At 67.0% G+C, this 19,540-nt stretch carries 26 protein-coding genes; 18 read left to right on the forward strand and 8 right to left on the reverse strand.

Going from position 1 to position 19,540, the window contains the following annotated elements; all coding sequences use genetic code 11:
- The first annotated feature begins 5 nt into the window (after positions 1-5).
- From F1D05_RS37875 to F1D05_RS37890, 4 genes are all read left to right on the forward strand, one after another.
- Positions 6-266 (forward strand): hypothetical protein, encoded by a 261-nt coding sequence (locus tag F1D05_RS37875; RefSeq protein WP_185445011.1) that lies wholly within the window; start codon positions 6-8, stop codon positions 264-266.
- A gap of 6 nt (positions 267-272) precedes the next feature.
- The gene (locus F1D05_RS37880; protein WP_185445012.1) at positions 273-1,580 is read left to right on the forward strand and encodes a hypothetical protein; all 1,308 of its coding nucleotides are present in this window, start codon (positions 273-275) and stop codon (positions 1,578-1,580) included.
- 158 nt (positions 1,581-1,738) lie between these two features.
- Positions 1,739-2,041 (forward strand): hypothetical protein, encoded by a 303-nt coding sequence (locus F1D05_RS37885; protein ID WP_185445013.1) that lies wholly within the window; start codon positions 1,739-1,741, stop codon positions 2,039-2,041.
- Positions 2,042-2,089: 48 nt separating this feature from the next.
- On the forward strand, positions 2,090-2,560 hold the full coding sequence (locus F1D05_RS37890; protein WP_185445014.1) for a hypothetical protein: 471 nt from the start codon (positions 2,090-2,092) through the stop codon (positions 2,558-2,560).
- A gap of 2 nt (positions 2,561-2,562) precedes the next feature.
- Here the strand turns inward: F1D05_RS37890 and F1D05_RS37895 are convergent, their stop codons facing one another.
- Entirely contained in the window at positions 2,563-2,742 is a 180-nt protein-coding gene (locus F1D05_RS37895) for a hypothetical protein (protein ID WP_185445015.1), read from the reverse strand.
- 238 nt (positions 2,743-2,980) lie between these two features.
- Between F1D05_RS37895 and F1D05_RS37900 the strand changes: the two genes are divergently transcribed.
- On the forward strand, positions 2,981-3,244 hold the full coding sequence (locus F1D05_RS37900; RefSeq protein ID WP_246486307.1) for a hypothetical protein: 264 nt from the start codon (positions 2,981-2,983) through the stop codon (positions 3,242-3,244).
- Complete coding sequence (locus F1D05_RS37905; RefSeq protein ID WP_246486308.1) at positions 3,241-3,651, forward strand: hypothetical protein; 411 nt, start codon at positions 3,241-3,243, stop codon at positions 3,649-3,651. The genes F1D05_RS37900 and F1D05_RS37905 overlap by 4 nt, the downstream gene beginning before the upstream one ends.
- A gap of 255 nt (positions 3,652-3,906) precedes the next feature.
- Here F1D05_RS37905 and F1D05_RS37910 read toward each other — a convergent pair whose 3' ends face one another.
- Positions 3,907-4,212 (reverse strand): putative quinol monooxygenase, encoded by a 306-nt coding sequence (locus F1D05_RS37910; protein ID WP_185445016.1) that lies wholly within the window; start codon positions 4,210-4,212, stop codon positions 3,907-3,909.
- A 195-nt stretch (positions 4,213-4,407) separates the two neighbouring features.
- Between F1D05_RS37910 and F1D05_RS37915 the strand changes: the two genes are divergently transcribed.
- Both F1D05_RS37915 and F1D05_RS37920 read left to right on the forward strand, forming a co-directional pair.
- Positions 4,408-5,397: an NAD-dependent epimerase/dehydratase family protein gene (locus tag F1D05_RS37915; RefSeq protein WP_185445017.1), complete on the forward strand. Its 990-nt coding sequence runs from the start codon at positions 4,408-4,410 to the stop codon at positions 5,395-5,397.
- Between the two features lie 43 nt (positions 5,398-5,440).
- Positions 5,441-5,932, forward strand: a complete 492-nt coding sequence (locus F1D05_RS37920) for a metallophosphoesterase family protein (RefSeq protein WP_185445018.1) — start codon at positions 5,441-5,443, stop codon at positions 5,930-5,932.
- A 157-nt stretch (positions 5,933-6,089) separates the two neighbouring features.
- Here the strand turns inward: F1D05_RS37920 and F1D05_RS37925 are convergent, their stop codons facing one another.
- The gene (locus F1D05_RS37925) at positions 6,090-6,245 is read right to left on the reverse strand and encodes a hypothetical protein (RefSeq protein ID WP_185445019.1); all 156 of its coding nucleotides are present in this window, start codon (positions 6,243-6,245) and stop codon (positions 6,090-6,092) included.
- A 150-nt stretch (positions 6,246-6,395) separates the two neighbouring features.
- Here F1D05_RS37925 and F1D05_RS37930 point away from each other — a divergent pair, with 150 nt between their 5' ends.
- The 3 genes from F1D05_RS37930 to pyrE all read left to right on the forward strand — a co-directional run bounded on the left by F1D05_RS37930 (position 6,396) and on the right by pyrE (position 9,015).
- Complete coding sequence (locus F1D05_RS37930) at positions 6,396-6,899, forward strand: hypothetical protein (RefSeq protein WP_246486309.1); 504 nt, start codon at positions 6,396-6,398, stop codon at positions 6,897-6,899.
- A gap of 187 nt (positions 6,900-7,086) precedes the next feature.
- Positions 7,087-8,316 (forward strand): exonuclease domain-containing protein, encoded by a 1,230-nt coding sequence (locus F1D05_RS37935; RefSeq protein ID WP_185445021.1) that lies wholly within the window; start codon positions 7,087-7,089, stop codon positions 8,314-8,316.
- A 174-nt stretch (positions 8,317-8,490) separates the two neighbouring features.
- On the forward strand, positions 8,491-9,015 hold the full coding sequence (pyrE, locus tag F1D05_RS37940) for an orotate phosphoribosyltransferase (RefSeq protein WP_185445022.1): 525 nt from the start codon (positions 8,491-8,493) through the stop codon (positions 9,013-9,015).
- A 201-nt stretch (positions 9,016-9,216) separates the two neighbouring features.
- Here the strand turns inward: pyrE and F1D05_RS37945 are convergent, their stop codons facing one another.
- The 3 genes from F1D05_RS37945 to F1D05_RS37955 form a co-directional block, all read right to left on the reverse strand.
- Positions 9,217-10,083, reverse strand: coding sequence for a DUF429 domain-containing protein (locus tag F1D05_RS37945; protein ID WP_185445023.1), 867 nt, complete (start codon positions 10,081-10,083; stop codon positions 9,217-9,219).
- Complete coding sequence (locus tag F1D05_RS37950; protein WP_185445024.1) at positions 9,986-10,249, reverse strand: hypothetical protein; 264 nt, start codon at positions 10,247-10,249, stop codon at positions 9,986-9,988. The genes F1D05_RS37945 and F1D05_RS37950 overlap by 98 nt, the downstream gene beginning before the upstream one ends.
- Positions 10,250-10,314: 65 nt before the next feature.
- Positions 10,315-10,803, reverse strand: a complete 489-nt coding sequence (locus F1D05_RS37955; RefSeq protein WP_185445025.1) for an FBP domain-containing protein — start codon at positions 10,801-10,803, stop codon at positions 10,315-10,317.
- Positions 10,804-11,470: 667 nt separating this feature from the next.
- Here F1D05_RS37955 and F1D05_RS37960 point away from each other — a divergent pair.
- Positions 11,471-11,869, forward strand: coding sequence for a hypothetical protein (locus F1D05_RS37960; protein ID WP_246486311.1), 399 nt, complete (start codon positions 11,471-11,473; stop codon positions 11,867-11,869).
- Positions 11,870-12,239: 370 nt separating this feature from the next.
- On the opposite strand, the gene F1D05_RS37965 is transcribed toward F1D05_RS37960, so the two are convergent.
- Positions 12,240-12,809: a hypothetical protein gene (locus tag F1D05_RS37965; RefSeq protein ID WP_185445027.1), complete on the reverse strand. Its 570-nt coding sequence runs from the start codon at positions 12,807-12,809 to the stop codon at positions 12,240-12,242.
- Between the two features lie 234 nt (positions 12,810-13,043).
- Between F1D05_RS37965 and F1D05_RS37970 the strand changes: the two genes are divergently transcribed.
- From F1D05_RS37970 to F1D05_RS37990, 5 genes are all read left to right on the forward strand, one after another.
- On the forward strand, positions 13,044-13,829 hold the full coding sequence (locus F1D05_RS37970) for a hypothetical protein (RefSeq protein WP_185445028.1): 786 nt from the start codon (positions 13,044-13,046) through the stop codon (positions 13,827-13,829).
- A 32-nt stretch (positions 13,830-13,861) separates the two neighbouring features.
- Positions 13,862-14,095 carry a hypothetical protein gene (locus F1D05_RS37975; RefSeq protein WP_185445029.1) on the forward strand — a complete coding sequence of 78 codons (234 nt, stop codon included), beginning with the start codon at positions 13,862-13,864 and terminating at the stop codon, positions 14,093-14,095.
- Positions 14,092-15,345 carry a sensor histidine kinase gene (locus F1D05_RS42425; protein WP_185445030.1) on the forward strand — a complete coding sequence of 418 codons (1,254 nt, stop codon included), beginning with the start codon at positions 14,092-14,094 and terminating at the stop codon, positions 15,343-15,345. Before F1D05_RS37975 ends, F1D05_RS42425 begins: the two co-directional genes overlap by 4 nt.
- Positions 15,342-16,007, forward strand: coding sequence for a response regulator (locus F1D05_RS37985; protein WP_185445031.1), 666 nt, complete (start codon positions 15,342-15,344; stop codon positions 16,005-16,007). Before F1D05_RS42425 ends, F1D05_RS37985 begins: the two co-directional genes overlap by 4 nt.
- A 172-nt stretch (positions 16,008-16,179) precedes the next feature.
- Complete coding sequence (locus F1D05_RS37990) at positions 16,180-16,539, forward strand: MmcQ/YjbR family DNA-binding protein (protein WP_185445032.1); 360 nt, start codon at positions 16,180-16,182, stop codon at positions 16,537-16,539.
- A gap of 23 nt (positions 16,540-16,562) precedes the next feature.
- Here the strand turns inward: F1D05_RS37990 and F1D05_RS37995 are convergent, their stop codons facing one another.
- A complete protein-coding gene (locus tag F1D05_RS37995) occupies positions 16,563-17,711 on the reverse strand; it encodes a hypothetical protein (protein ID WP_185445033.1) in 1,149 nt (382 codons plus the stop codon).
- Positions 17,712-18,016: 305 nt separating this feature from the next.
- Here F1D05_RS37995 and F1D05_RS38000 point away from each other — a divergent pair, with 305 nt between their 5' ends.
- Positions 18,017-19,510, forward strand: a complete 1,494-nt coding sequence (locus F1D05_RS38000) for a fused MFS/spermidine synthase (RefSeq protein WP_185445034.1) — start codon at positions 18,017-18,019, stop codon at positions 19,508-19,510.
- Positions 19,511-19,540 lie beyond the last annotated feature (30 nt).

Raw genomic sequence — 19,540 nt, forward strand, 5'->3', positions numbered from 1 at the left:
AGTCAGTGTCCGACGTACAGCGGCTCAAGGAACAGCTGCAGCAGGTCTCCGCCGAGGCCAAGCAGGCAGCTGGTGGCCTGGCCGGGTTCAAGCTCCGCTTCACCCAGCACAGCGCCCAGGTGGAGAGTCTGATCGCCGGTACGGCGACCGGAGTGGACCGCGACATCGCGGAGATCCTGGACGCCGCCGGCAAGGCGGTCGAACAAGCGGCGGAGGCCTTGGAGATCGCGTCGGCCGGCTGCAAGAGCTACGCCGACCAGATCTGACCTCGGATGCCGTCCGACCTGCAGCGAGTCGCGCAAGGTCTGGTCGAGTGTCTCGACGAGGTGCCGGGCGTCGTCCAGCACCTGCAACGTACGGCGGAACGCTGCCGGGAGAACGCCGCGCTGGCGATCATCGCGTCGCAGGGGCGGGCCACTGTCGCCGCTCAGCAGCTAGATGCCGCCGCTCGCTCTTGCGAAGAGGCCGCCCACTACTTGTCGATGGCGCCACCCAAAGCCAAGGCGTGGGCGTCCCGATTGGTAGGCGGCGGCTCGTCGAGTGGGCGACCAGACGCGGCGTCCGCCGATCGCAACAAGGCGACCGGTGGGATCGGGGATGTCGCCTTACGGGACTCCCAAGGCCGCACGCGCCGACTGTCCGCCCCGCTCAAGCCACTGGACGATGCCGAGGGCAATGAACCACCACTGATCAAGGTCGCCCGCAAGGCCCTCGAAAAGCTCCGCAAGCAACAACAAAAAGACGAGAAAGAACGCGAGGACCGCGGCCCGCTCGAAACCCTGGAAGTCGAGATCGAGGTGACCCCCGACGGCCGAGCAGTAGTAGTCGAGGACCAGGACGCCCCCGAGGAACGCGACTACGAAATCAGCGTAGACATCAACGAAGCCGCCACCGAACTCCTCCACGCCATGACCACCAACACCCCCACCTGGCAAACCGCGGTCATCACCATCACCACAGACCACGTAACCGCCACCTTCGACTACCCCGACCTCCCCGAACCGTCCTCACCGCCGATCATCGACGTAGAACTCCCACCACCGTCCGATTCGGCCGGCGATCAAGCATCGGTGGAACGGATCGAAGTACCAGAAATAGACGCAGCCCTCGACGACCTCGCGGACTTCGACCCTGCATTTCACCCGCGGGCCCGCGGAGACAACTTCGCGCCTGGTATCCACGATCCACTCGGCGCCTTCGAGCCGAAGGAGGTCGAGATCGCGGAGCTGCTCGAGCGGCGGGGATGGAGGATCGACGCCCGGCTGGAGGACCACGGATCCTGGGCCAAGAATCCGGATGCGATGGTTAGGAGGACCCGTGGTGACGTGGGGATCGAGTTCGAGTTCAAGACGCCGAGAAGTGGCGCGAGCAACGCGATCAAACGCAACATCCTGGACGCGAGCGAGCAGGTGCCGCCGAACGGTGAGGTAGTCATCGACGGCCGGAACGTCGACCTTTCGCAGGCCGATGCATTCCGTGCCTACCGGCGGGCCGTCGGGCAGCCGGGTAAGACAACTGCGAGGGTTGTTCACCTGATCCTCGGTGATGGGCGATTGATCACTTACACGAAGGAGTCTTGATGTCTGCTGTTGACAGCATTTTTTTGGCTGTGAATGAGACTCCGGAGGAGGTTGCCGGGTGGCTTACCGAGGTGCACGGTGTCGAGCGGCGTGAAGACCAGGCGGCTGGAGGAGAAGCGGTGGGCCTTCGGGGGAGGGTCGGAGACGATTGGTTAGGGGTGGTGGTTCAGCGGAACGGCTATGTGTTGGTGGATCCCGAGCCCGGTGAATTGCAGGCGATCGACGGGTACGGGATCGATGTCGGGATTCGGTACCGGTCGGAGGATGTGCTCCATCGCGAGTCTCGGCTGATGTTCGGCAGGTTGGTCGAGGCGCACCCTGAGACGGCGATGCTGTTGCTGCACGATCTGGACATCTTGGTGGCGGCGTACCTGCCGGGAGCCGGCGTTCATGACTTCGTCCCTGGAACAACCCAGGACGCCCCCGACGCCGACCACTGGCGCCCCTGGGTCGTCGCTTAGAACTGCTCACGCGGCTGGTGAGTGCTATCAGCTACTCAAGGAGTGCAGATGGCGGATAGTGATGAGGTTTTTCTGGCGGTTGGGGGCGCGGTCGAGGTGGTCGCGGCGCGGGTGGCGGAGGTTTTGGGTCTGGGGGATGGTCTGGAGCCGGAGGATGGAAGTGGCGAGTGGGCGTTTGTGGGACGGGCGCGGACCGTCGACGCGCCGATGGGTGTCTTCATCGGGCCGAACTATCTCGGTTCGGAGCCTGGGGTGCTGACGGCCTTGGACGCATACCCGGTGATGGTCGACATCCAGTTCCGCACGCACAAGCCACTCCAGGCGGAGGAGGCTCGGCTCGCCTTTGAGTTGATGGTCGCCGGGATGCCCGACGTACCGGCGTTGCTGGTCCACAACGTGGAGTTGCTGGTCGCTGCGTATGTGCCAGGGCAGGCGCCGCGGTACTTCGAGGCGGATCTGACGCCGGACGCGGAAGACGTAGAGACCTGGGGCCGTGGGTACTGCGGCAGGATTGAGTGAGGCTAGGCGCGGTACTGGCGTACCTCGTCGTGCCTACGCCGGTGAACCGGGTTGGTGGCGATCCCGTAGAGCCACGGTAACGAGCTGCCCGCCGATGCGTCGTACCGCTGTCGTCGCTCGAAGGCGAGCAGGTGGCTCACGACTGCCTTTGCGCGATCACCCCGTACCGGTTCCCGGCCCATGGTGCGTACCGTGACGCGGCGGTGGGGGCGCGGTTCGGTGGCAGTCAGAAATCCGGGATGAAGAAAATCTGGGGATCGGCGTCATAAGGCTGTGGGTGGGACGTCACTACGAGTGAACCCATCCCCACAGGGAAGTGGAAGTGATCGAAGTGAACCGATGGTCCTCGATGCCGCTGATGGGAACACCTGTAGGCGGCCGTAAGACGCCGATCAAGCCGACCGGGCGCAGGGTGCACTGATGTCCGCCGACGATGCCAGTGCCGACCCCGTCCCGTTAACCGGGCTGGTGGCGGGGATGCAGCGACGCCGCGTACGAGTGTGGTTCGGTGACCACGTCGTCGCGGACTACCAGGCGGAGGCCGAGTTGGCCGACCGCTATGCGGCCGCCATGTCGCGCCGGTTCGCCGGCTTGCGCGTGACGAGCGAACCGATCCTGCCGAGCGAACCGTCGCCGGGCCGCAAGTTGCCGGGCGAGCGGCGCTGGGAGGTCGCGCCGAAATGAGTTCTCGTCGCTTCCGGCTGATCCGCCATCACGACGTCTCCGGTGTCAGTAGTACCGGACCGGTCGCCGAGGGTGTCCAGTTCACCGACGGGGCCGTCGCGCTCCGCTGGTACGGCGACTACCCGACCACGACCGTCTGGGACGCCATCGAGTCGGTGATCGCGATCCACGGGCACCAGGGCGCCACCGAGGTCGAGTGGATCGACCCCGATCCAGGACCGGACCCGGTCCTCAAACTGAGGCCCCGCAGCGATCTGCCGCCACGCCCCTGGCCCGACCTGCACTCAGCACCCGAACCTGATCCCGATTCCGAACAGGAGCACGGGCACGAGCAGGGGCACGCGTACGAACAGCTCCCGGGGCACGAGACCCGAGACCGACCCCAGGCGCACCGCAGTACGAGCTGACCGCACGAAGTACGAGCTGAGCAACCCAAGCACGAGGTGAGCGCACCGACGTACGAGTCAAGCGCACCGAAGTACGGGTCAAGCGCACCGAAGTACGAGAGCTGAGCACGTACTGCGAACTGAGCGCACGCCGGAGTACGAAAGCACGACTGCGTACGCACTGAGACCACGACCGGATCCGGCGCCGCGGACCTGGTCCGACCCCGAGCGGGCCGTCACCTCCTCCTCCCTCCGGTGGCGGTCCGCTCGAAACCTCTACATCTTCTCCAGCAGGTCGAGGTTGTAGAACGTCGGCGGGCCGTCGCAGAGCTCCATCATCTTCGCGGCGTACTCGCTGGTGTCCGCCCGGGCCGAGTTCTCCATCGCGGCCTCGGCCGACGCGAACTCCACGATCGTGAAGTAGTGCCCCGGGTTGTCGCGGTCGGCGCAGACCATCGCGCTGCCGGGCGCGGAGCCGCCGTCGCCGGCCGCCTCCCGCGCCTTGTCGTACTCCTCGCTGAGCGCGTGGACCTCGTCCGGTTTCGAGGTCTCGTACCCGATGATCTGAACGAATCCAGCCATTTCTTCCCCCTTGCTTTCGTGCGTACTACCTTCGACAGTGCTCCCGCCCCGACCACGTAGCAAGGGGTGACGACCAGCGTTGACGCCGCGCGGACAACACACCACGAAGCGTGTTCGTTGCCCGATCAACCGATCGTGGTTCTGCTGTCCGCAGAGGTGATGGGATTTGTCCGTCGTGCCTGCTTGGCTGTTCTCGTGGACATTCTGATTCTCGGTGGAACAGCCTTTCTGGGGCGTGAGATCGCGACCCAGGCGTTGGCGCGTGGGCATGCCGTCACCTGTCTTGCCCGGGGCGAGAGCGGCGGGGTGGCCGACGGCGCGACGCTGATCGCGACGGACCGGAGCAGCCCCGACGCGTACGCCGCGGTCGCGGAGCAGCAATGGGATGCCGTGTTCGAGGTGTCGTGGCAGCCAGGGTTCGTGAGGGGTGCGCTGGATGCCCTTGCAGACAAGGCGAAACACTGGACCTACATCTCGTCCGGCAATGCGTACGAGAAATTCGATACACCGGGCGCGGACGAGTCGGCGCCGCTGAGGGACGCCTTGGACGGGGACGTCGCCGAGCGCGAGCAGTACGGCGAGGCGAAGGTGGCCTGTGAGGTCGCTTCGGCCGACGCGGTGGGGGATCGGCTGGTGATCGCGCGGGCCGGGCTGATCGGCGGGCCGGGGGATGCCAGCGACCGGGGTGGGGCGTGGGTGGCCCGGGCGGCCCGTGCGCCGGAGGAGCCGTTGCTCGTGCCCGACACCCCCGAGCTGGCGACTTCGGTGATCGACGTCCGCGATTTCGCGTCCTGGCTGCTGGATTGTGCCGGGAACGGTCGCACGGGGGCGTACGACGCAGTCGGGCCCGTGGTGCCTTTCGGGGAGTGGATCGAGTTGGTGCGCTCAGTTGGCGGTCACACCGGGCCGGTGGTGCTCGCGCCGCGGGAGTGGTTGGAGGCGCAGGAGGTAAATCAGTACATGGGTCCTGACTCGATCGCGATGTGGTTGACCGAGCCGGGATACGAAGGCTGGTCGAACCGCAGCGGTCAGGCCGCGATCACCGCGGGGCTGAAGCATCGGCCCCGGGACGAGTTCGTCCGCGACACGCTCGCCTGGGAGCGCGAACTCGGGCTGGACCGGGTCCGGAAGGCCGGCCTCAGCCCGGAGCGGGAGAGCGAGTTGATCAGGTCACTGCAGAGCTGATTGTTCTCAGCGCCGGATCGGCAGAGCGTGGGAGAGTAGCGGCATGCGTCTGGTGCTGATCTCGGACACGCATCTGCCGGTGCGGGCGAAGCGACTGCCTGCTGCCGTGTGGGATGCGATCGACGAAGCCGATGTGGTGATCCACGCGGGCGACTGGGTGAACGTGGAGCTGCTCGACGAGCTGGAGTCGCGATCGCAACGACTGATCGGGTGCTGGGGCAACAACGACGGGCCGGTACTCCGGGCCAGGCTGCCGGAGGTCGCGCGAGTTTCGCTCGACGGGCTGGCGATCGCGGTCGTGCATGAGACCGGTGCGAGCAAGGGTCGTGAAGAACGCTGTGAGAGCGCGTTCCCGGGAGTGGATCTGCTGGTTTTCGGGCACAGCCACATACCGTGGGACACCACGGCACCGAAGGGTTTGCGACTGCTCAATCCGGGCTCTCCAACGGATCGCCGCAGGCAGCCGTTCTGCACGTATCAGACCGCCGAGATCAACTCGGGCCGCCTGGAGAACGTTGCCCTGCACAACCTCTAAGGCGCGGGACAAGCTTTTAGTCGCGGGACAGCCCTTGGGTCGCGGGACAACCTCTGAGTCGCCGGCGGTAGATCCGGAGACAGCGGCAAGTGCCGCCGGCAGACGGTTCGCAGTACGGGCTGATCTCCGGCGCCCTGGATCAGGGCGCCGGGCTCGATCAGGCGCTTGCTGCTTCTTTGACGCGGGTCTTGAGTCGATCCCGGACTTCTTCGGGGGTGTAGGCGCGACGCTTGCGCTCGCCCCTAGCGATCACCACACCGGTTGCCGCGACGCCGACAATTCCCGCCAGTCCTACGACCTTCCATGCCTTCATGAGCATTAATGTAGCGATGTGGAGACACGGATTTCACTGGATGACGCTACGGAACTGACACGAACAGGTGACATTTGGCTTTTCCGGGGTGACAGTGCGGCGGATCGGGCGATCCAGCTGACCACCAACAGCCCGGTCAACCATGTCGGCATGGCGATCGTGCTCGAGGACATGCCACCGCTGATGTGGCATGCCGAGCTAGGCCGTTCGCTGCCGGACGTGTGGTCCGGCAACCACCAGCGCGGCGTGCAGCTGCACGATCTGCGCGACGCGGTGGTGACCTGGTCGCGCCGGTATGGCCAGCACGCGTGGCTCCGGCAGCTCGACCACACCGTCACGCGCGAGATGGAGGACGCCGTACTGCGTACTGTCGCGCGCCTGGACGGGACGCCGTTCCCCTCCACCGCCCGGCTCGCGTCGCGATGGGCGCGGGGGAGGATCCCGAAGTTCCGGCGTGGAGAGCGCGAGCTGGAGCTGGAGACCGCGTACTGCGCGGAGGTGGTCGCCATGACGTACGAGGAGATGGGGTTGCTCGCGGGTGGGCGACGGCTGAACTGGTACGACCCGGGCCGGTTCTGGAGCGGTGACGATCTGGATCTCGCCGGCGGGGCGACGCTCGGCGAGGAGATCGCGGTCGACGTACCGCCGGCCTGATACCTCTTTGTTGCTGCAGGGGTCGCGTCCATTGCTGCCGGGGTCGCGCGATAGACGGCGTACGGAAACTGTCGGTGGGCTGTGATTGGCTTGGGGTAGTCGAATCCGGGAGGGCCGGATCGGCTTGCCGGCTTGGGATTCCGGCTGATTCGTCCGAGCTGGACTCGCGTTGGAGGAGGCGCTGGGGATGTATGCCGTCATCGACACCGAGACCACCGGCCTGCTGCCAGGACACCGGCACCGGGTGATCGAGATCGCGGTCGTCCTGCTGGATGCGCAGGGCCGGTTCGAGCACGAGTGGGTCACCTTGCTGAACCCGCAACGCGACCTCGGTCCACAACACATCCATGGCATCCTCACCGCCGACGTGCTGGCGGCGCCTGAGTTCATTGATGTCGCCGCGCACCTGGCCGGGCTGCTGGCCGGGCGGATGGTGGTGGGGCACAACGTGGAGTTCGATCTGGGGTTCCTGCGGGCGGAGTTCGAGCGGATCGGGTACGCCGTGCCGCTGGTCACCGAGCGGGCGATGTGCACGATGGCGCTTGCCGGTTATCTCTATCCGGGCGCCAAGCGGACTCTTGGCGCGTGCTGCTCGGCAGCCGGGATTCCCCTGGAGGGGTGGCATTCGGCGCTTGCCGATACCCAGGCGACGGCGCTGCTGTTCGGGCGCTATCTGCAAGCGTTTCCCAGCCCGCGGCCTTGGCAATGGGCTTACGAAGAGGTGCGAAGATTGCCTTGGCCATCGATCCCGCAGGTGGAGTTCACGCCGACGGTGCGGCCCGTGCATGCGGGCGGCCGGCATGGCTGGATGAGCCGGCTCGTCGATCAGCTGCCACGGGTGCCCGAGCCGCCACAGGCCGACTCGTATCTGGCGGTCCTAGACACGATTCTGGCCGACCGCGAGATCGACCAGGCCGACGCGGATCAATTGGTCCATGTGGCCACCGACTTGGGCCTGACTCGGCCACAGGTGGACGAACTTCATGGCTACTACGTGGCCGCGTTGGCGTCGGCTCTGTGGGGCGGAGGTGAGGTGACCTCGGACCAACGGAATGACCTCGACAAGGTCGCCCTCATGCTCGGCCATCGAGCATCCGAGGTAGACGACGCGTTGCTGACCGCCAGCCGAGGCGCGTACCCCGTGCCGGCGCGACCCGGCGCGCACGGATTCCCGCCTGGCAGCACGCTGGTCTTCACCGGAGACATGGTCGAACCACGCGAAACCTGGTGGGACCGCGCAGTAGCAGCCGGCTTCATCCCCCAGGAGGCCGTCCGCCCAGACACCGACTTCGTCGTCGCGGCGGACGTAGACAGCCTCTCCCTCAAGGCCCGCACGGCCCGCGAGTACGCCGTCCCAATCATCGCCCTAGAAGACTTCCGCCGCCTACTACCTCCGGCCGAACAACAAGCGAGCTGAAATCGCCGCCCCGCCGGAACCTTCCGAGAGGCGAGTCGCTCGAGTGCCCCTGCCGGGACCCCTGACCGCCCGGCCGTTCGGCGTGCCTTGCCGGGGCTCACGGGTACGGGGTTGTTGGGCATGCTCTGGTGAGTGTCGCGCAGTGGGGCCAGCCCGGCTGGGTAGGGTGCGGGCGTGGATCTCGCGGAGCTGGGTGAACGGATTTACCGGACGGCACATCTGACCGGAGAGTTCGTCCTCCGTTCGGGTGTGACTACGGATCGGTACTTTGACAAGTACGCGTTTGAGGGCGACCCCGTCCTCCTCGACGCGATCGCTGAAGCGATGGCGCCGCTGGTGCCCGCCGATATCGAGGTCCTGGCCGGGCTCGAGATGGGCGGGATCCCTGTCGTCACCGCACTCAGCCGGCACACCGGTCTGCCCTGCGCCTTCGTCCGCAAGAAGGCCAAGTCCTACGGCACCCGCCGCCTGGCCGAAGGCGCCGACATCACGGGCCGTCGCGTCCTCGTCATCGAAGACGTTGTCACCAGCGGCGGCCAAATAGTCCTCTCCACCGCCGAACTCCGCTCCCTCGGCGCCGACATCCGAGAGGCCCTCTGCGTCATCGACCGCGAGGAAGGCGGCCCCCAATCCCTAGCCGCCGCCAACATCTCCCTCCTCTCCCTCCTAACAACCACCACCCTCACCCCAACCCCCTAACCCACCCTCACCCCAACCCCCTAACCCACCCTCACCCCAACCCCCTAACCCACCCTCACCCCAACCCCCTAACCCACCCGCACCCCGCTCCCGCCCCGCACCCACCACCCGGCGCGGATCCCACGAGCCCACCCGGCGCGGCATCCCCGCGTCCTGTGTAGGTACACAGGGTCCGCGCTCGGGCCCTCGTGCCCTGGCGGATCAGGTTGTCAGGGTGGCGTCGTATTGGGTTGCTATTGGTGGGGTTACCGGGGTGAGGATTGTGCCGGTGATGGGGTTGCCGAAGGTGCGGGTTCGGGTTGGGTGGGTGGTCGCGTACCAGGAGATGTAGGCGCAGACGACTCCGTCGATGGCGTCTTCCAGCCGTTTGAGGTCGACCTTGCGGGTGGCCGCGTCGAGGTTTTTGCGGATCAGTTGCCATTCGGTGCTGGTGTCGAGGTGCAGTGGTGGCGAGGCGTCGGCGAGTGACTCCAGGTATCCGACCAGGCGGAGCATCTCGCTGTGGAGGTGGTTGAAGTCGCGGCCGGCTTTCGCCTTGTACTGCAGGATCTTCGGCAGGTCGAACAGCGCGACCAACGCGGGATGCGGGTAGACCTCGGCCGCCCGGCGTACGGGGTTGTTCGTCAGATCGACCTCGAGGCCTAGGAGCTCCGCGATCCGCAGCGCGCGCGATCCGTCGGTGAAGCTCGGGTTGGCGGTGTTCGCAGAGTGGCAGTGCGCGCCGTACCGGCCGAAGTACTGACCGATCAGCCGTTCGCACAAGCGTTTGCCTGACGGGTTCACCACGATCAACGGCGCGTCGAACGCGACCAGGCACGGTCCGTCGGTCCACGGCCGCAACCAGGAGACGATCTCCTCGTCGGTCTGCCGGGTCGCGACGTCACGCAGTACGCCGCTGTCGTCGATCACCGCCAGTCCGGTGCTGCCTCGCTGTCCCCAGGCGAGGTCGACGCCGACGAAATGCGGGCGGCTACTCGTCGTCGTCGCCGACCTCGCGCCGCTCGATCTCGAATCGCAGGGACTTGCCCGAGCGGATCCGCTCGACTGCTGCCAGGCAGGCCGTGTCACTCATGTGTACGCCGATCTCGCCGAGCTTGTTCCGCAGTACCAGTGCCGCGTCTTCGGCCGAGCGGGAGCTGGACTCGTTGATCGCCTCGATCGTCGTGGCCGTGAGCTTCTCGCGGATGTCCGGGTGGACCTCATGGATCTCGTGCGTGATTCTGAACTCCGTCATCGCGTCTCACTCCCGGTTCGGCGGCCTGCCCCAGACTCTGGGTCCAGCGTAGTCATCGGAAGCGGTTATGCGAGTACCCGGCTCACGAAACTGTCGAGCCTCTGACCTAGCCGATCGACCCGGACTCCGGAGGCGACCGTTTCGCCTTGCGGTACCTCGGGGTCACGCAGGCCCCGGACGTAGAGCGAGCACGCCAGATCCGCGCAGATATAGGTGCCGACCGTGTTGCCCGCACGCCCGGCCGAACCGGCTCGCCGGGCCGCGAACAACGAGACGTCGATGACTCGGTGCGCGGTGTGGCAGAGGTCGCACAGTCCGGTACCACGCCGGGGCTTGCCGGTCGCTGCGGTTCCGAGCGCGATCGACGTCACGCCACCATCCCGCGGTACGACGAGGTAGGCACGCGCGGGTGCCTTGGGGTCGCGCCAGCCGAGGTAGTCCAGCGACTCCCACGGCAGCTCACCAAAGTCACGCGGCAGCGTCATCGCCTTCACCAGGCTCTTCGTCGAGTTGACGAATCCGCCTCGAATCTCCGCGGCACTCACCGGTTCCACAGCCATTCCCTCCATAGATCAACCCCACCACCCAACCCGCCCACGCTTCACCTCGCAACCCAATAACCCCTTGCCCTCAGCAACAACCTCGCCCTCGGAGGCGGGGGCGTCCGGTCGTGGTGCGACTGGCGAGTCTCTCGATCGGGTAGTGACTGTGGTCCCCGCGCAGCCGCACTCGTGGTACGCCGTTCTCGTACTTCATCCGCACGATCCGGCGCCCGGGCCACAGATCGCCCCGCGGCCGTCGCCTGTTTCGGCCAGCGCCTTTGCGCCCCGCTTGGGCGCTCCTGTGCGGAGGGGTGCTCCGTTGATGCTGGGGTCAGGTGGCGTCTGCGTAGGTGGTGGTGCGGGAGGTGTCGTGGTTGCGGAGGTCTACGCCGAAGTCGACCGAAGCCTTCAGCCGGAGCAGTCTGGCAGCGGCTTTCGGGTGGTGGGGTTCGTGGCGGGGGGCGTCGGGTTCGTCGCAATGGGGTCACGATCGTTGGCGGGGTTGGTTCTGGCCTGGCTCGTCACCTTGGGTGCTGAGAGAATTTCAGTGAGTGCCGGGCTAGGTCCAGGGGGTCCGCCAATGATCGACACCAGGTTCCACCGCTGGCTCCTGCCATTCCTTGGGCGTCGAGGGCGGCGTGCGCCTGAAGAGCTGCGGCCTCGGGGTACGAGTTCCCGCGTGAGCCGACTGTCCGCGCGGTACGACGCCGAGGTGGATCTCGCGTTGCAGCGGCTTTGGCCGAAGGCGCGGGTTTACCACGATCGCGAGTTCACCCGGGATCGTGCTGACTTTCTGTTGGTGGTTCGCGGGCGCGGTGTGATGATCGAGACGAAGGTCAAGAGCGATCCGGGGTTGTTCCACGGATCCACGCTGCCGCCGTTGCTCGATCGCCTTCAGCGCGACGGCCGGCGCCTGGTCGTACTCCTCAACCAAGGCGACCCGACCCCGGCCCGCCAACTGGTCGCCGACAAGCTCGGCGGCAAGGCCCGCGTGATCGTCTGGTCCGGCCCCGCCGACGACGCCGAACTCCGCGCCGCAGTAGAAGCCCTGATTCGCAGAGAAAGCCGCCGCGCTTAACCCGCCCAAGCATTCAACCGTGACTGGGGAACTGCCACGCCTGACCCGGCCAAGCGTCCATCGGCGAGTGGGAGGCTGGAGGGCGCCTGCTCACCCATGCGCCTAGTGGCGGGTGGAGAACGGCCGGGCCTGATCCACTGGTTCGTCTGCCTGCGGAGGTCAGAACCCGGGTCGGCTGGTGCGGCGACGAGTGGAGTGGGGAAACAGACAGCGCGGAGAGCGAGGGGTGTGTGCTCTCCGCGCTGCGAGTTGGCTCCGTGCCGCGAGGTGTGCCCGAAGTGGGCGGCGGATCGGAGTCGTCTGGGGCCCGTCGCCGGGGGCGATGGGGGAGTGCGGTCAGTGGGGAGTGCGGTCAATCAGGAGTGTGCGGTCAGCACTTCACGGGGGTGGTGCGGCCGCCGTCTACTACCCAGCGGCCTTGGACCAGTTCGACGCGCATCTCGTCTAGCCAGCGGGTCGGGGTTTTGGCTGGCAGGACGGTCTTGCCCTTAGAGTCGACGGTGGTGGCCTTCTTCGTGTCGTAGCAGGCGCGGACGATGACGCCGTTGGCCAGCAGAGTCCTCTTGGCCCAGAGGACAGTGGTGACGCCGGTGTTGTGGAGTCGCTTGCCGCGGTAGTACTTCGCTTGCTGGCTGATCGCCTTGTACAAGTTGGTCGTCATGACCGGGACCAGTTGCTTGGTGGACTTGCCGCCGCTTCGCATCATCACGTCCAAGGCGACGCGGTAGTTGTAGTAGGCGTTGACCACCGGGTCGTCCGATTCGGGCGAACCCTCCACTTGGGCGGAGCCGTCCGCGACCGCGTCGGTCAGGCCGTGCTTGGCTGCCTTCTGCGCGCCGGGTGATTGCGCCGCGACGTCGGATGAGTCGCCGTTGCCGCAGCCTGCGAGCATCAGGACCGGGACTAGCGTGGCGGTCACCGCCAGGTTCCGAATACGCATTGGTCCGAACCTCCTGTCGGGCGCGGCGCCGCTGGCAACTACTGGCGCGGCTTGGCCGCTGACACTTATCGGCACTGACCGTGTAACGCTGAGACACAGACCGTGGTCACTGTGACCTAGATCACAGTCGACCCGGTACCGGGGTAGGGGGTCGGATTTGGCTCCCTGGCTGGACGTCTGAAGGCGCGCTGCTTTCTAGGCTCTATCTCAGTTGTTGAGACCAAGGAGAGAGCCATGACGGACGCCATTCACCCGCGCCCCACCCCCATCGATGAACCGCAATCCGGTCACCCGTCCGCCAGCAACCTGCCCGCAGGCACCCCAAGCAGCGCTACCCCGGACGCAGGTGCGCCGCACCCCAACGCCATCCAGCCAGGAGCGCACCCAGACGCCTCGCAGGTAGAGGCCGATACGCCGTACGCCAGTAACTCGCAGCCAGGTGTCGGTTCGCCGTATGCCGGTGACTCGCGGGCTGGTCGGCGGGTGGTGGGGGTGCGGTTGGTGCGGGGGGCTGGGTATGGGGTGGGGCTGGTTGGGGTTGGCGTGGTGGCGGTGGTGCAGTCGGTGGGCGGGCGGTTGGGCTCGGTGCAGGTGCGGTGGCGTCGGATGGCCGGCTATCTGGGGTCGGCGGAGCCGGTGCGTCTTCGTCGGCCGGGGAGGGTCAACTGCTTTGTGCACGGCGTTTTGAGTGTGGTGTTCGGGCTTCTTAGCCTGTTCTTGCTGATGCTTCTTGTGTTGTCGGTCGTTCGTGGTCCGTTTTACGGGTTCGTGGAGGACGGGCCGTTCGGACCGGGGACATGGGGTGGGCCGACCAAGGCCGGAGCGTGGATGGTGCATGCCGCGATCGCCTTGCCGATCATCGTGATGATTCCGTTTGTGCTGCGGGGGCTCGCGCTCCTGCATGCTGCGGAGATCCGGCGGATGTACGGATCGGCGGTCGGATGGTGGGTGCTCCCGGCAACTATTTTGCTCTCGGTCGGAGGGATTCTCTTCTTCTACTCTTGGACCCAGCAGATCTGATGCCCACTCGTGAACCAGGAACGTACGTCGCAATGCATGATCCCCTCGGCAAGGGCGGCAAGGGCGGCAAGGGCGGCAAGGGCGGCAAGGGCGGCAAGGGCGGCGAGGGCGGCGAGGGCGGCGAGGGCGGCGAGGGCGGGGTTGGGGGACTGCAGTGGCAGGGCGGGGGGTGGCGTCGTGGTGGTGCGGTACAGGGGCCGGCGCGCTGGCGGAGTTGTTGCAGGTCGGCGGGGTGGAGCCGGGTGCGTTCTAGGGTCGGGTCGTGACCACTGATCTGCGCTCCCTGGATGATCCGGCCAAGCGGGATGGGTGGCCGGCTGGGTGGGGTGGGTGGGCGGCTGGGGTGGCGGTCGGGGTGGTGGTTGTGCTGACTGCGGCGGATTTGGGGCAGCACTACCGGATTCCGGTGGGGGCGGCGTTGGCGTTGGGGGTTGCTCGGGGGGTCGGGCTGGCGCTGGCGTGGGTACGGCCGGTGGCGAGTGTTCCGGTGTCCTTGGTGGTGGCCGCAATGGTTGCGGTGGTGAGTGTGCCGGTGTCGTCGGATGAGGCGTGGCCGTGGCCGGTGACGAGTGTTTTCGGGATCGCCGGTGGGCTGGCGATCGTTGGGGCTCGGGGGGCGTCGCGTCGCGAGCTGGGTGGCTGGTGGGTGGTCACTCAGTTGGCCGGAATCGTTGCGATGCTGATGGCGCCGGATCGCGGTAGTTGGCCCGGGCTCGTGACCATGGCGGTCTTCTCGGCGGTCGCAGTGGTCGTTGGAGATCTGCTGAGGTCGCGAGCTGACACCAGACGTCAATTGGCCGCGCAGGAAGGAATCACCGCGGACGAGCGGGCAGAGCGGGCGCGTTGGCAGGAGCGGGCCAGGATTGCGCGTGAGCTGCATGATGTCGTCGCCCATCACCTTTCGGTTGTGGTGGTCCGTGCCGACAGTGCGCCGCATCGACTGGCTGGGTTGTCGGACGACGTACGCGAGGAGTTCGCCGGCATCGCGGTGGACGCCAGGTCTTCGTTGACGGAGATGCGCCGCGTACTTCGTCTGCTGCGCGAAGACGCCACCAGGCCTAGCGCACCCGGCACGTCTACCTCGGTCGTCGCTGACGTCCAAGCTCGCGAGCTCGGGCCGCAGCCTGGGTTGGGGGAGTTGGAGGATCTGGTGGCTGGTACGCGGCGGGCCGGTGCTGATGTGCGGCTGGAGGCTGAGGTTCCTGCTGGGCTGGATCCGGCAGTGGAGCTGAACGCCTATCGGGTCGTGCAGGAGGCGGTCAGCAACGCGGTGCGGCATGCGCCGAAGGCCGTCGTACAGGTGGCTGTTCGGGTGATCGATGGCGAGTTGCGGCTGACGGTGGTGAACGGGCCGGCCCTGGTTGGCGTACCGATTGCGCCTGGCAGTGGGCAAGGGTTGATCGGGATGCGTGAGCGGATGGCATTGGTGGACGGGACCTTGCACGCGGGGCCCACTGCGGATGGTGGGTATCTGGTGGAGGCGGCCATCCCGATTGGCGAGGGGGCGGACAGGTGACGGTCAGGGTGCTGGTGGTTGACGACCAGGAGATCGTTCGGGCTGGATTCAGCGCGCTGCTGGATGTGCAGTCGGATCTCGAGGTTGTCGGCCAGGCGTCGAACGGAGCCGAGGCAGTCGAGTTGGCCGGGCAGTTGGTGCCGGACGTGATTCTGATGGATGTGCGGATGCCGGTGCTTGACGGTCTGGCTGCGACCCGGCAGATCCTTGCCGGCGTCGCGCCGGGGAAGCCGCCTCGGGTCATCATGCTCACCACCTTTGATCTGGACGAGTACGTGTACGACGCGTTGCGCGCGGGGGCGAGTGGGTTCCTGCTGAAGCATTCCTCTCCGGATGAGCTGACTGCCGCCGTCCGGGTCGTGGCGGCGGGGGATGCGTTGCTCGCACCTTCGATCACTCGCCGGTTGGTTGAGGACTTCGCGCGGATGCAGCCTGTTCTTCCTGCTACTGCGGGCGGTCTTACTCCGCGCGAGACCGACGTACTGCGATTGATCGCGCGGGGGCAATCGAATCGGGAGATCGCGGCGACGCTGGTGCTTGCGGAGCAGACCGTGAAGACTCATGTCAGCCGGATCTTGATGAAGCTGGAGCTGAGGGATCGGGCGCAGGCTGTCGTGTATGCGTACGAGGCAGGGGTGGTCGCTCCGGGGCCACGGCGCTGACGGGCGTCGCGCTGATGCCGCCGCGGTCGTGCAGGCGCGGTGCTGCGGCCGGGGTGGTGCGGGCGGTGGTGCAGGCGCGGTGGTGGGGCCGGGGTGGTGCGGGCGCGGTGGTGCTCGGTCGGTAGACGGTGATGGGATCGGATCGGATGGTCGACGGTGATGGAGGTGGGTTGTGGACGGGTTGGAGCGGTTGCGGGGGATTTGCCTGAGGCTGCCGGAGACGACTGAGCGGCTGAGTCACGGGGAGCCGACCTGGTTCGTCCGGGACAAGAAGACGTTCGTGATGTTCGCTGATCAGCATCATGACGACCGGACGGGTTTCTGGTGCGCGGCTCCCGAGGGCGCGCAGGAGGCGTTGATCGCGGCCGATCCTGAGCACTTCTTCCGGCCGCCGTACGTGGGGCATCGCGGCTGGCTCGGGGTGTACCTCGACGTCGATGGTGTGAACTGGGAGCAGCTCGAGGACATCGTCGAGGATGCCTTCCGCAAGATCGCGCCGAAGACGCTGATCGCCCAGCTCGACCGGGGCTGACGTACTGGCATTGGCGTTGGTGGTCATTCGGGGCGTCGTTTGAGGGCTAGTACAGCGTCGGGGAGGTCGTCGATCCAGACTTCCTCGAAATCGTCTGAGTCCTCGCAGTCGTCACTGCCGTCGGGCTTGGCCGGAGGATCGGATTCGGGGTTTTCCTCTGCGTCTCCGGGGCCGGTGTGGTCGGGGTTTCCCACTTCATCTTCCTTGCTGGGTGGCTCGTCTTCGCGGTCTTCTGGGGCGTAGGCGTAGGGGCGGTTGTCGGGGTCGGGGTAGTTGGAGAAGGGTGGGTTGAGGTAGGCGGATTGGGCGTCGTGGCGGCAGGGCATGGCGGTTCGGTAGGTCGCGGCTGACAGGAGCAGGACGGTTAGTTCGCCGGTAGTGACGCCGAGGCGGTCGGCGTCGCGGCGCAGCGCTGCTGCGAGGGCGCTTGGTACGTCGTCCAGTACGACTCGTTGGCCATCGTGGTGACCTTCTACTGATTCGACGGGCCAGTCTCTTCCCCAGCGTTCGTCGCCTAGTTGGAGGACTTCGTCGAGCGGCGGGAGTGGGTCCAGCAGTAGGTCCGGCACTTCCGCGAGTGCGCGGAGCATCACCTTGCCCAGGGTGTGGTGGCTGCGCCAATGGTCGAGGTTGTCAGTGGTCATCAGGAATCTGCGGAGTACGAGGCGGAGGCGCTCGACCTCGGAGCTCTTCAGGGAGGGCTCGTGGGTGACTGGCTCGACGGCGAGTCGGCCGTTGCGGAAGCGGAAGGCGAGGAGGGAATCGGCGGGGACGTCGGGGAGCCAGTCTGGTGGACCGCACCAGCCGCCGAACTCGCCGAGTGATGACGTGATGGCGCCGCCTGCGGTGAGGGCGAGGGATCCCTCGTGCACGAGGACCTGGTCGAGGACGGAGAGCTCGGGGCCGGCGTACAGGACCTGTCTTCCTTTGGTGGCGAAGCGGACGCGATGGGTGAGAGCGACGCCGTCGAGCATTCGGCGGGCGGAGTCGAAGCGGCCGTCGGGGAGCTGCACCATCACCGGCGACTGGCGCAGGGCGGTGCGGATCATGGTGACGGGGTTTGTCGATTTGGTCAGGCCGGCGGCGAGGACTTGGCGGCCGAGGTCGTCGGGGGTCTGTGGGCCGGATGCGTTGATGAGGTCGGAACAGAAGATGACTAGTCGTTTGCTCATGCCAGGGAAAGTACGGGTCCTTGACCCCTTGATCACCGTTGTCCACAAGGGAATTTGTTGGGTGAGGGAAGGCCTGGTGCTGATGGTGGGCGGGTGGCGGCTAGGGAAGGCGGGGGAGTGGGGGAGGTCGAGCCGGGCGAGGGGAGGCTTGGTGTTGGTGGGCGGGTGGCGGTTAGGGAAGGCGTGGGAGGGCAGGGGAAGCCGAGCTCGGTTCGGGAGGGCGGAGTTGCGGCAGTTGTCCACAGGTGGGAGTGAGTGGCGGGTGGGGGTGGGTGGGGCGTGGCTAGGGTGGGGTGGTGAGTGAGATGGCGGTTGAGGGGGGCGGTGGGCGGGGGATCGGGGATCGGGTTGCGGTGGGGTTGGCGGTGGTCAGTTCGGCGGCTGTGATGGTGCTGGAACTGGTGTCGTTGCGGCTGGTCGCGCCGTATCTGGGGTTGACGCTGGAGACGAACACGGCGGTGATCGGAGTCGCGTTGGCGGCGATCGCGACGGGGGCGGCATTCGGCGGGAAGTTCGCGGATGCGGTGTCGCCGATCAGGTCGCTGGGGCCGCTGATTTCGTTCGGTGGGGCGCTGGTACTGCTGATCCTGCCGGTGGTGCGGTGGACGGGCGAGGCCGTTCGCGGTGGGGACAGCAATGTGGTGTTCCTGGCCCTCGCAGCCGCGTTGTTCGTTCCGGCGGCTTTGCTGGCCGCGGTGACGCCGATGGTGACCAAGCTGAGGCTCCAGACGTTGAGCCAGACCGGCACCGTGGTCGGACGGCTCTCGGCGTACGCGACTGTCGGTGCGATCGCGGGCACTGTGCTGACCGGCTTCGTGTTCGTGGCGAAGGTGCCGACGAGCGTGATCGTGCTCTGTCTAGGCGGGCTGCTGGTGGTCGGCGGCGGGGCGCTCACGATCTACCTTCGCGGCTTCAAAGCGGCGGCGAGACCGCTCGCGCTCGCGCTGATCGGCACCGGGCTGACCCTCGTCGCGCCTAGGCCGTGCGAGGTGGAGACGGCGTACCACTGCGCGCGCGTGGTCGCCGATCCGGCGCGTCCCAGCGGGCGCACGTTGTACCTGGACCAGCTCAGGCATTCGTACGTCGACCTCGCGGACCCGACGTTTCTCGAGTTCGACTACATCAAGAACTTCGTCACCGTCATCGACGCCAAGTGGCCGGCCGGGCAGCCCGTCAACGCGCTCCATGTCGGCGGGGGTGGGCTGACCATGCCGCGGTACCTGACGGCCACCAGACCGGCCAGCCAGAACAAGGTGTACGAGATCGACGCGGGCGTGATCGAGGTCGACAAGTCGGAGCTCGGCGCCAAGCCGGGTCCGCCGGAGCTCGATGTCCGGATTCGCGACGGGCGCCTCGGCGTACGGTCCGAGCCGGCCGACAGTCGCGACCTGGTCATCATGGACGCGTTCGGCGGTATCGCGGTGCCTTGGCACCTCACGACGCGCGAGATCGTGGCCGACATCCGCCGGGTGCTCAGTCCGGGCGGCATCTACACGGCGAACATCATCGACTACGGGCCACAGGCGTTCCTCAAGGCGGAGATCCGGACGGTCGCGGCCGAGTTCGCGTACGTCGGGGTGATCGCGAAGGCGGCCGAGCTGACCGGCCGGGACGGCGGCAATTTCGTCCTGATCGCCTCCGAGCAGCCATTGCCGGCGGCGGCCATCCGGGCGCGGCTGGGGCAGCGGGCCGAGTTGCTGGACGACTCGGCCGCAGTACGGGCGTTCGTCGGTGACGCGCCGCTGCTGACCGACGACTATGCGCCGGTCGACCAGCTCCTCACGCCGTACCCGAGCTGAAAACCGTCGTCAACGTACGGCGAAGTTGTG

This window comes from Kribbella qitaiheensis (assembly GCF_014217565.1).
In the GTDB taxonomy this organism is placed as follows: Bacteria; Actinomycetota; Actinomycetes; order Propionibacteriales; family Kribbellaceae; genus Kribbella; species Kribbella qitaiheensis_A.

Excerpts from the sequence above, each read along its gene's own strand:
- F1D05_RS37880 (WP_185445012.1), top strand. The coding sequence starts at position 273 with ATGCCGTCCGACCTGCAGCGAGTCGCGCAAGGTCTGGTCGAGTGTCTC.
- F1D05_RS37890 (WP_185445014.1), top strand. The coding sequence starts at position 2,090 with ATGGCGGATAGTGATGAGGTTTTTCTGGCGGTTGGGGGCGCGGTCGAG.
- F1D05_RS37895 (WP_185445015.1), bottom strand. The coding sequence starts at position 2,742 with ATGGGCCGGGAACCGGTACGGGGTGATCGCGCAAAGGCAGTCGTGAGC.
- F1D05_RS37900 (WP_246486307.1), top strand. The coding sequence starts at position 2,981 with ATGTCCGCCGACGATGCCAGTGCCGACCCCGTCCCGTTAACCGGGCTG.
- F1D05_RS37905 (WP_246486308.1), top strand. The coding sequence starts at position 3,241 with ATGAGTTCTCGTCGCTTCCGGCTGATCCGCCATCACGACGTCTCCGGT.
- F1D05_RS37910 (WP_185445016.1), bottom strand. The coding sequence starts at position 4,212 with ATGGCTGGATTCGTTCAGATCATCGGGTACGAGACCTCGAAACCGGAC.
- F1D05_RS37920 (WP_185445018.1), top strand. The coding sequence starts at position 5,441 with ATGCGTCTGGTGCTGATCTCGGACACGCATCTGCCGGTGCGGGCGAAG.
- F1D05_RS37925 (WP_185445019.1), bottom strand. The coding sequence starts at position 6,245 with ATGAAGGCATGGAAGGTCGTAGGACTGGCGGGAATTGTCGGCGTCGCG.
- F1D05_RS37930 (WP_246486309.1), top strand. The coding sequence starts at position 6,396 with ATGGCGATCGTGCTCGAGGACATGCCACCGCTGATGTGGCATGCCGAG.
- F1D05_RS37935 (WP_185445021.1), top strand. The coding sequence starts at position 7,087 with ATGTATGCCGTCATCGACACCGAGACCACCGGCCTGCTGCCAGGACAC.
- F1D05_RS37950 (WP_185445024.1), bottom strand. The coding sequence starts at position 10,249 with ATGACGGAGTTCAGAATCACGCACGAGATCCATGAGGTCCACCCGGAC.
- F1D05_RS37965 (WP_185445027.1), bottom strand. The coding sequence starts at position 12,809 with ATGCGTATTCGGAACCTGGCGGTGACCGCCACGCTAGTCCCGGTCCTG.
- F1D05_RS37970 (WP_185445028.1), top strand. The coding sequence starts at position 13,044 with ATGACGGACGCCATTCACCCGCGCCCCACCCCCATCGATGAACCGCAA.
- F1D05_RS37975 (WP_185445029.1), top strand. The coding sequence starts at position 13,862 with ATGCATGATCCCCTCGGCAAGGGCGGCAAGGGCGGCAAGGGCGGCAAG.
- F1D05_RS37995 (WP_185445033.1), bottom strand. The coding sequence starts at position 17,711 with ATGAGCAAACGACTAGTCATCTTCTGTTCCGACCTCATCAACGCATCC.
- F1D05_RS38000 (WP_185445034.1), top strand. The coding sequence starts at position 18,017 with ATGGCGGTTGAGGGGGGCGGTGGGCGGGGGATCGGGGATCGGGTTGCG.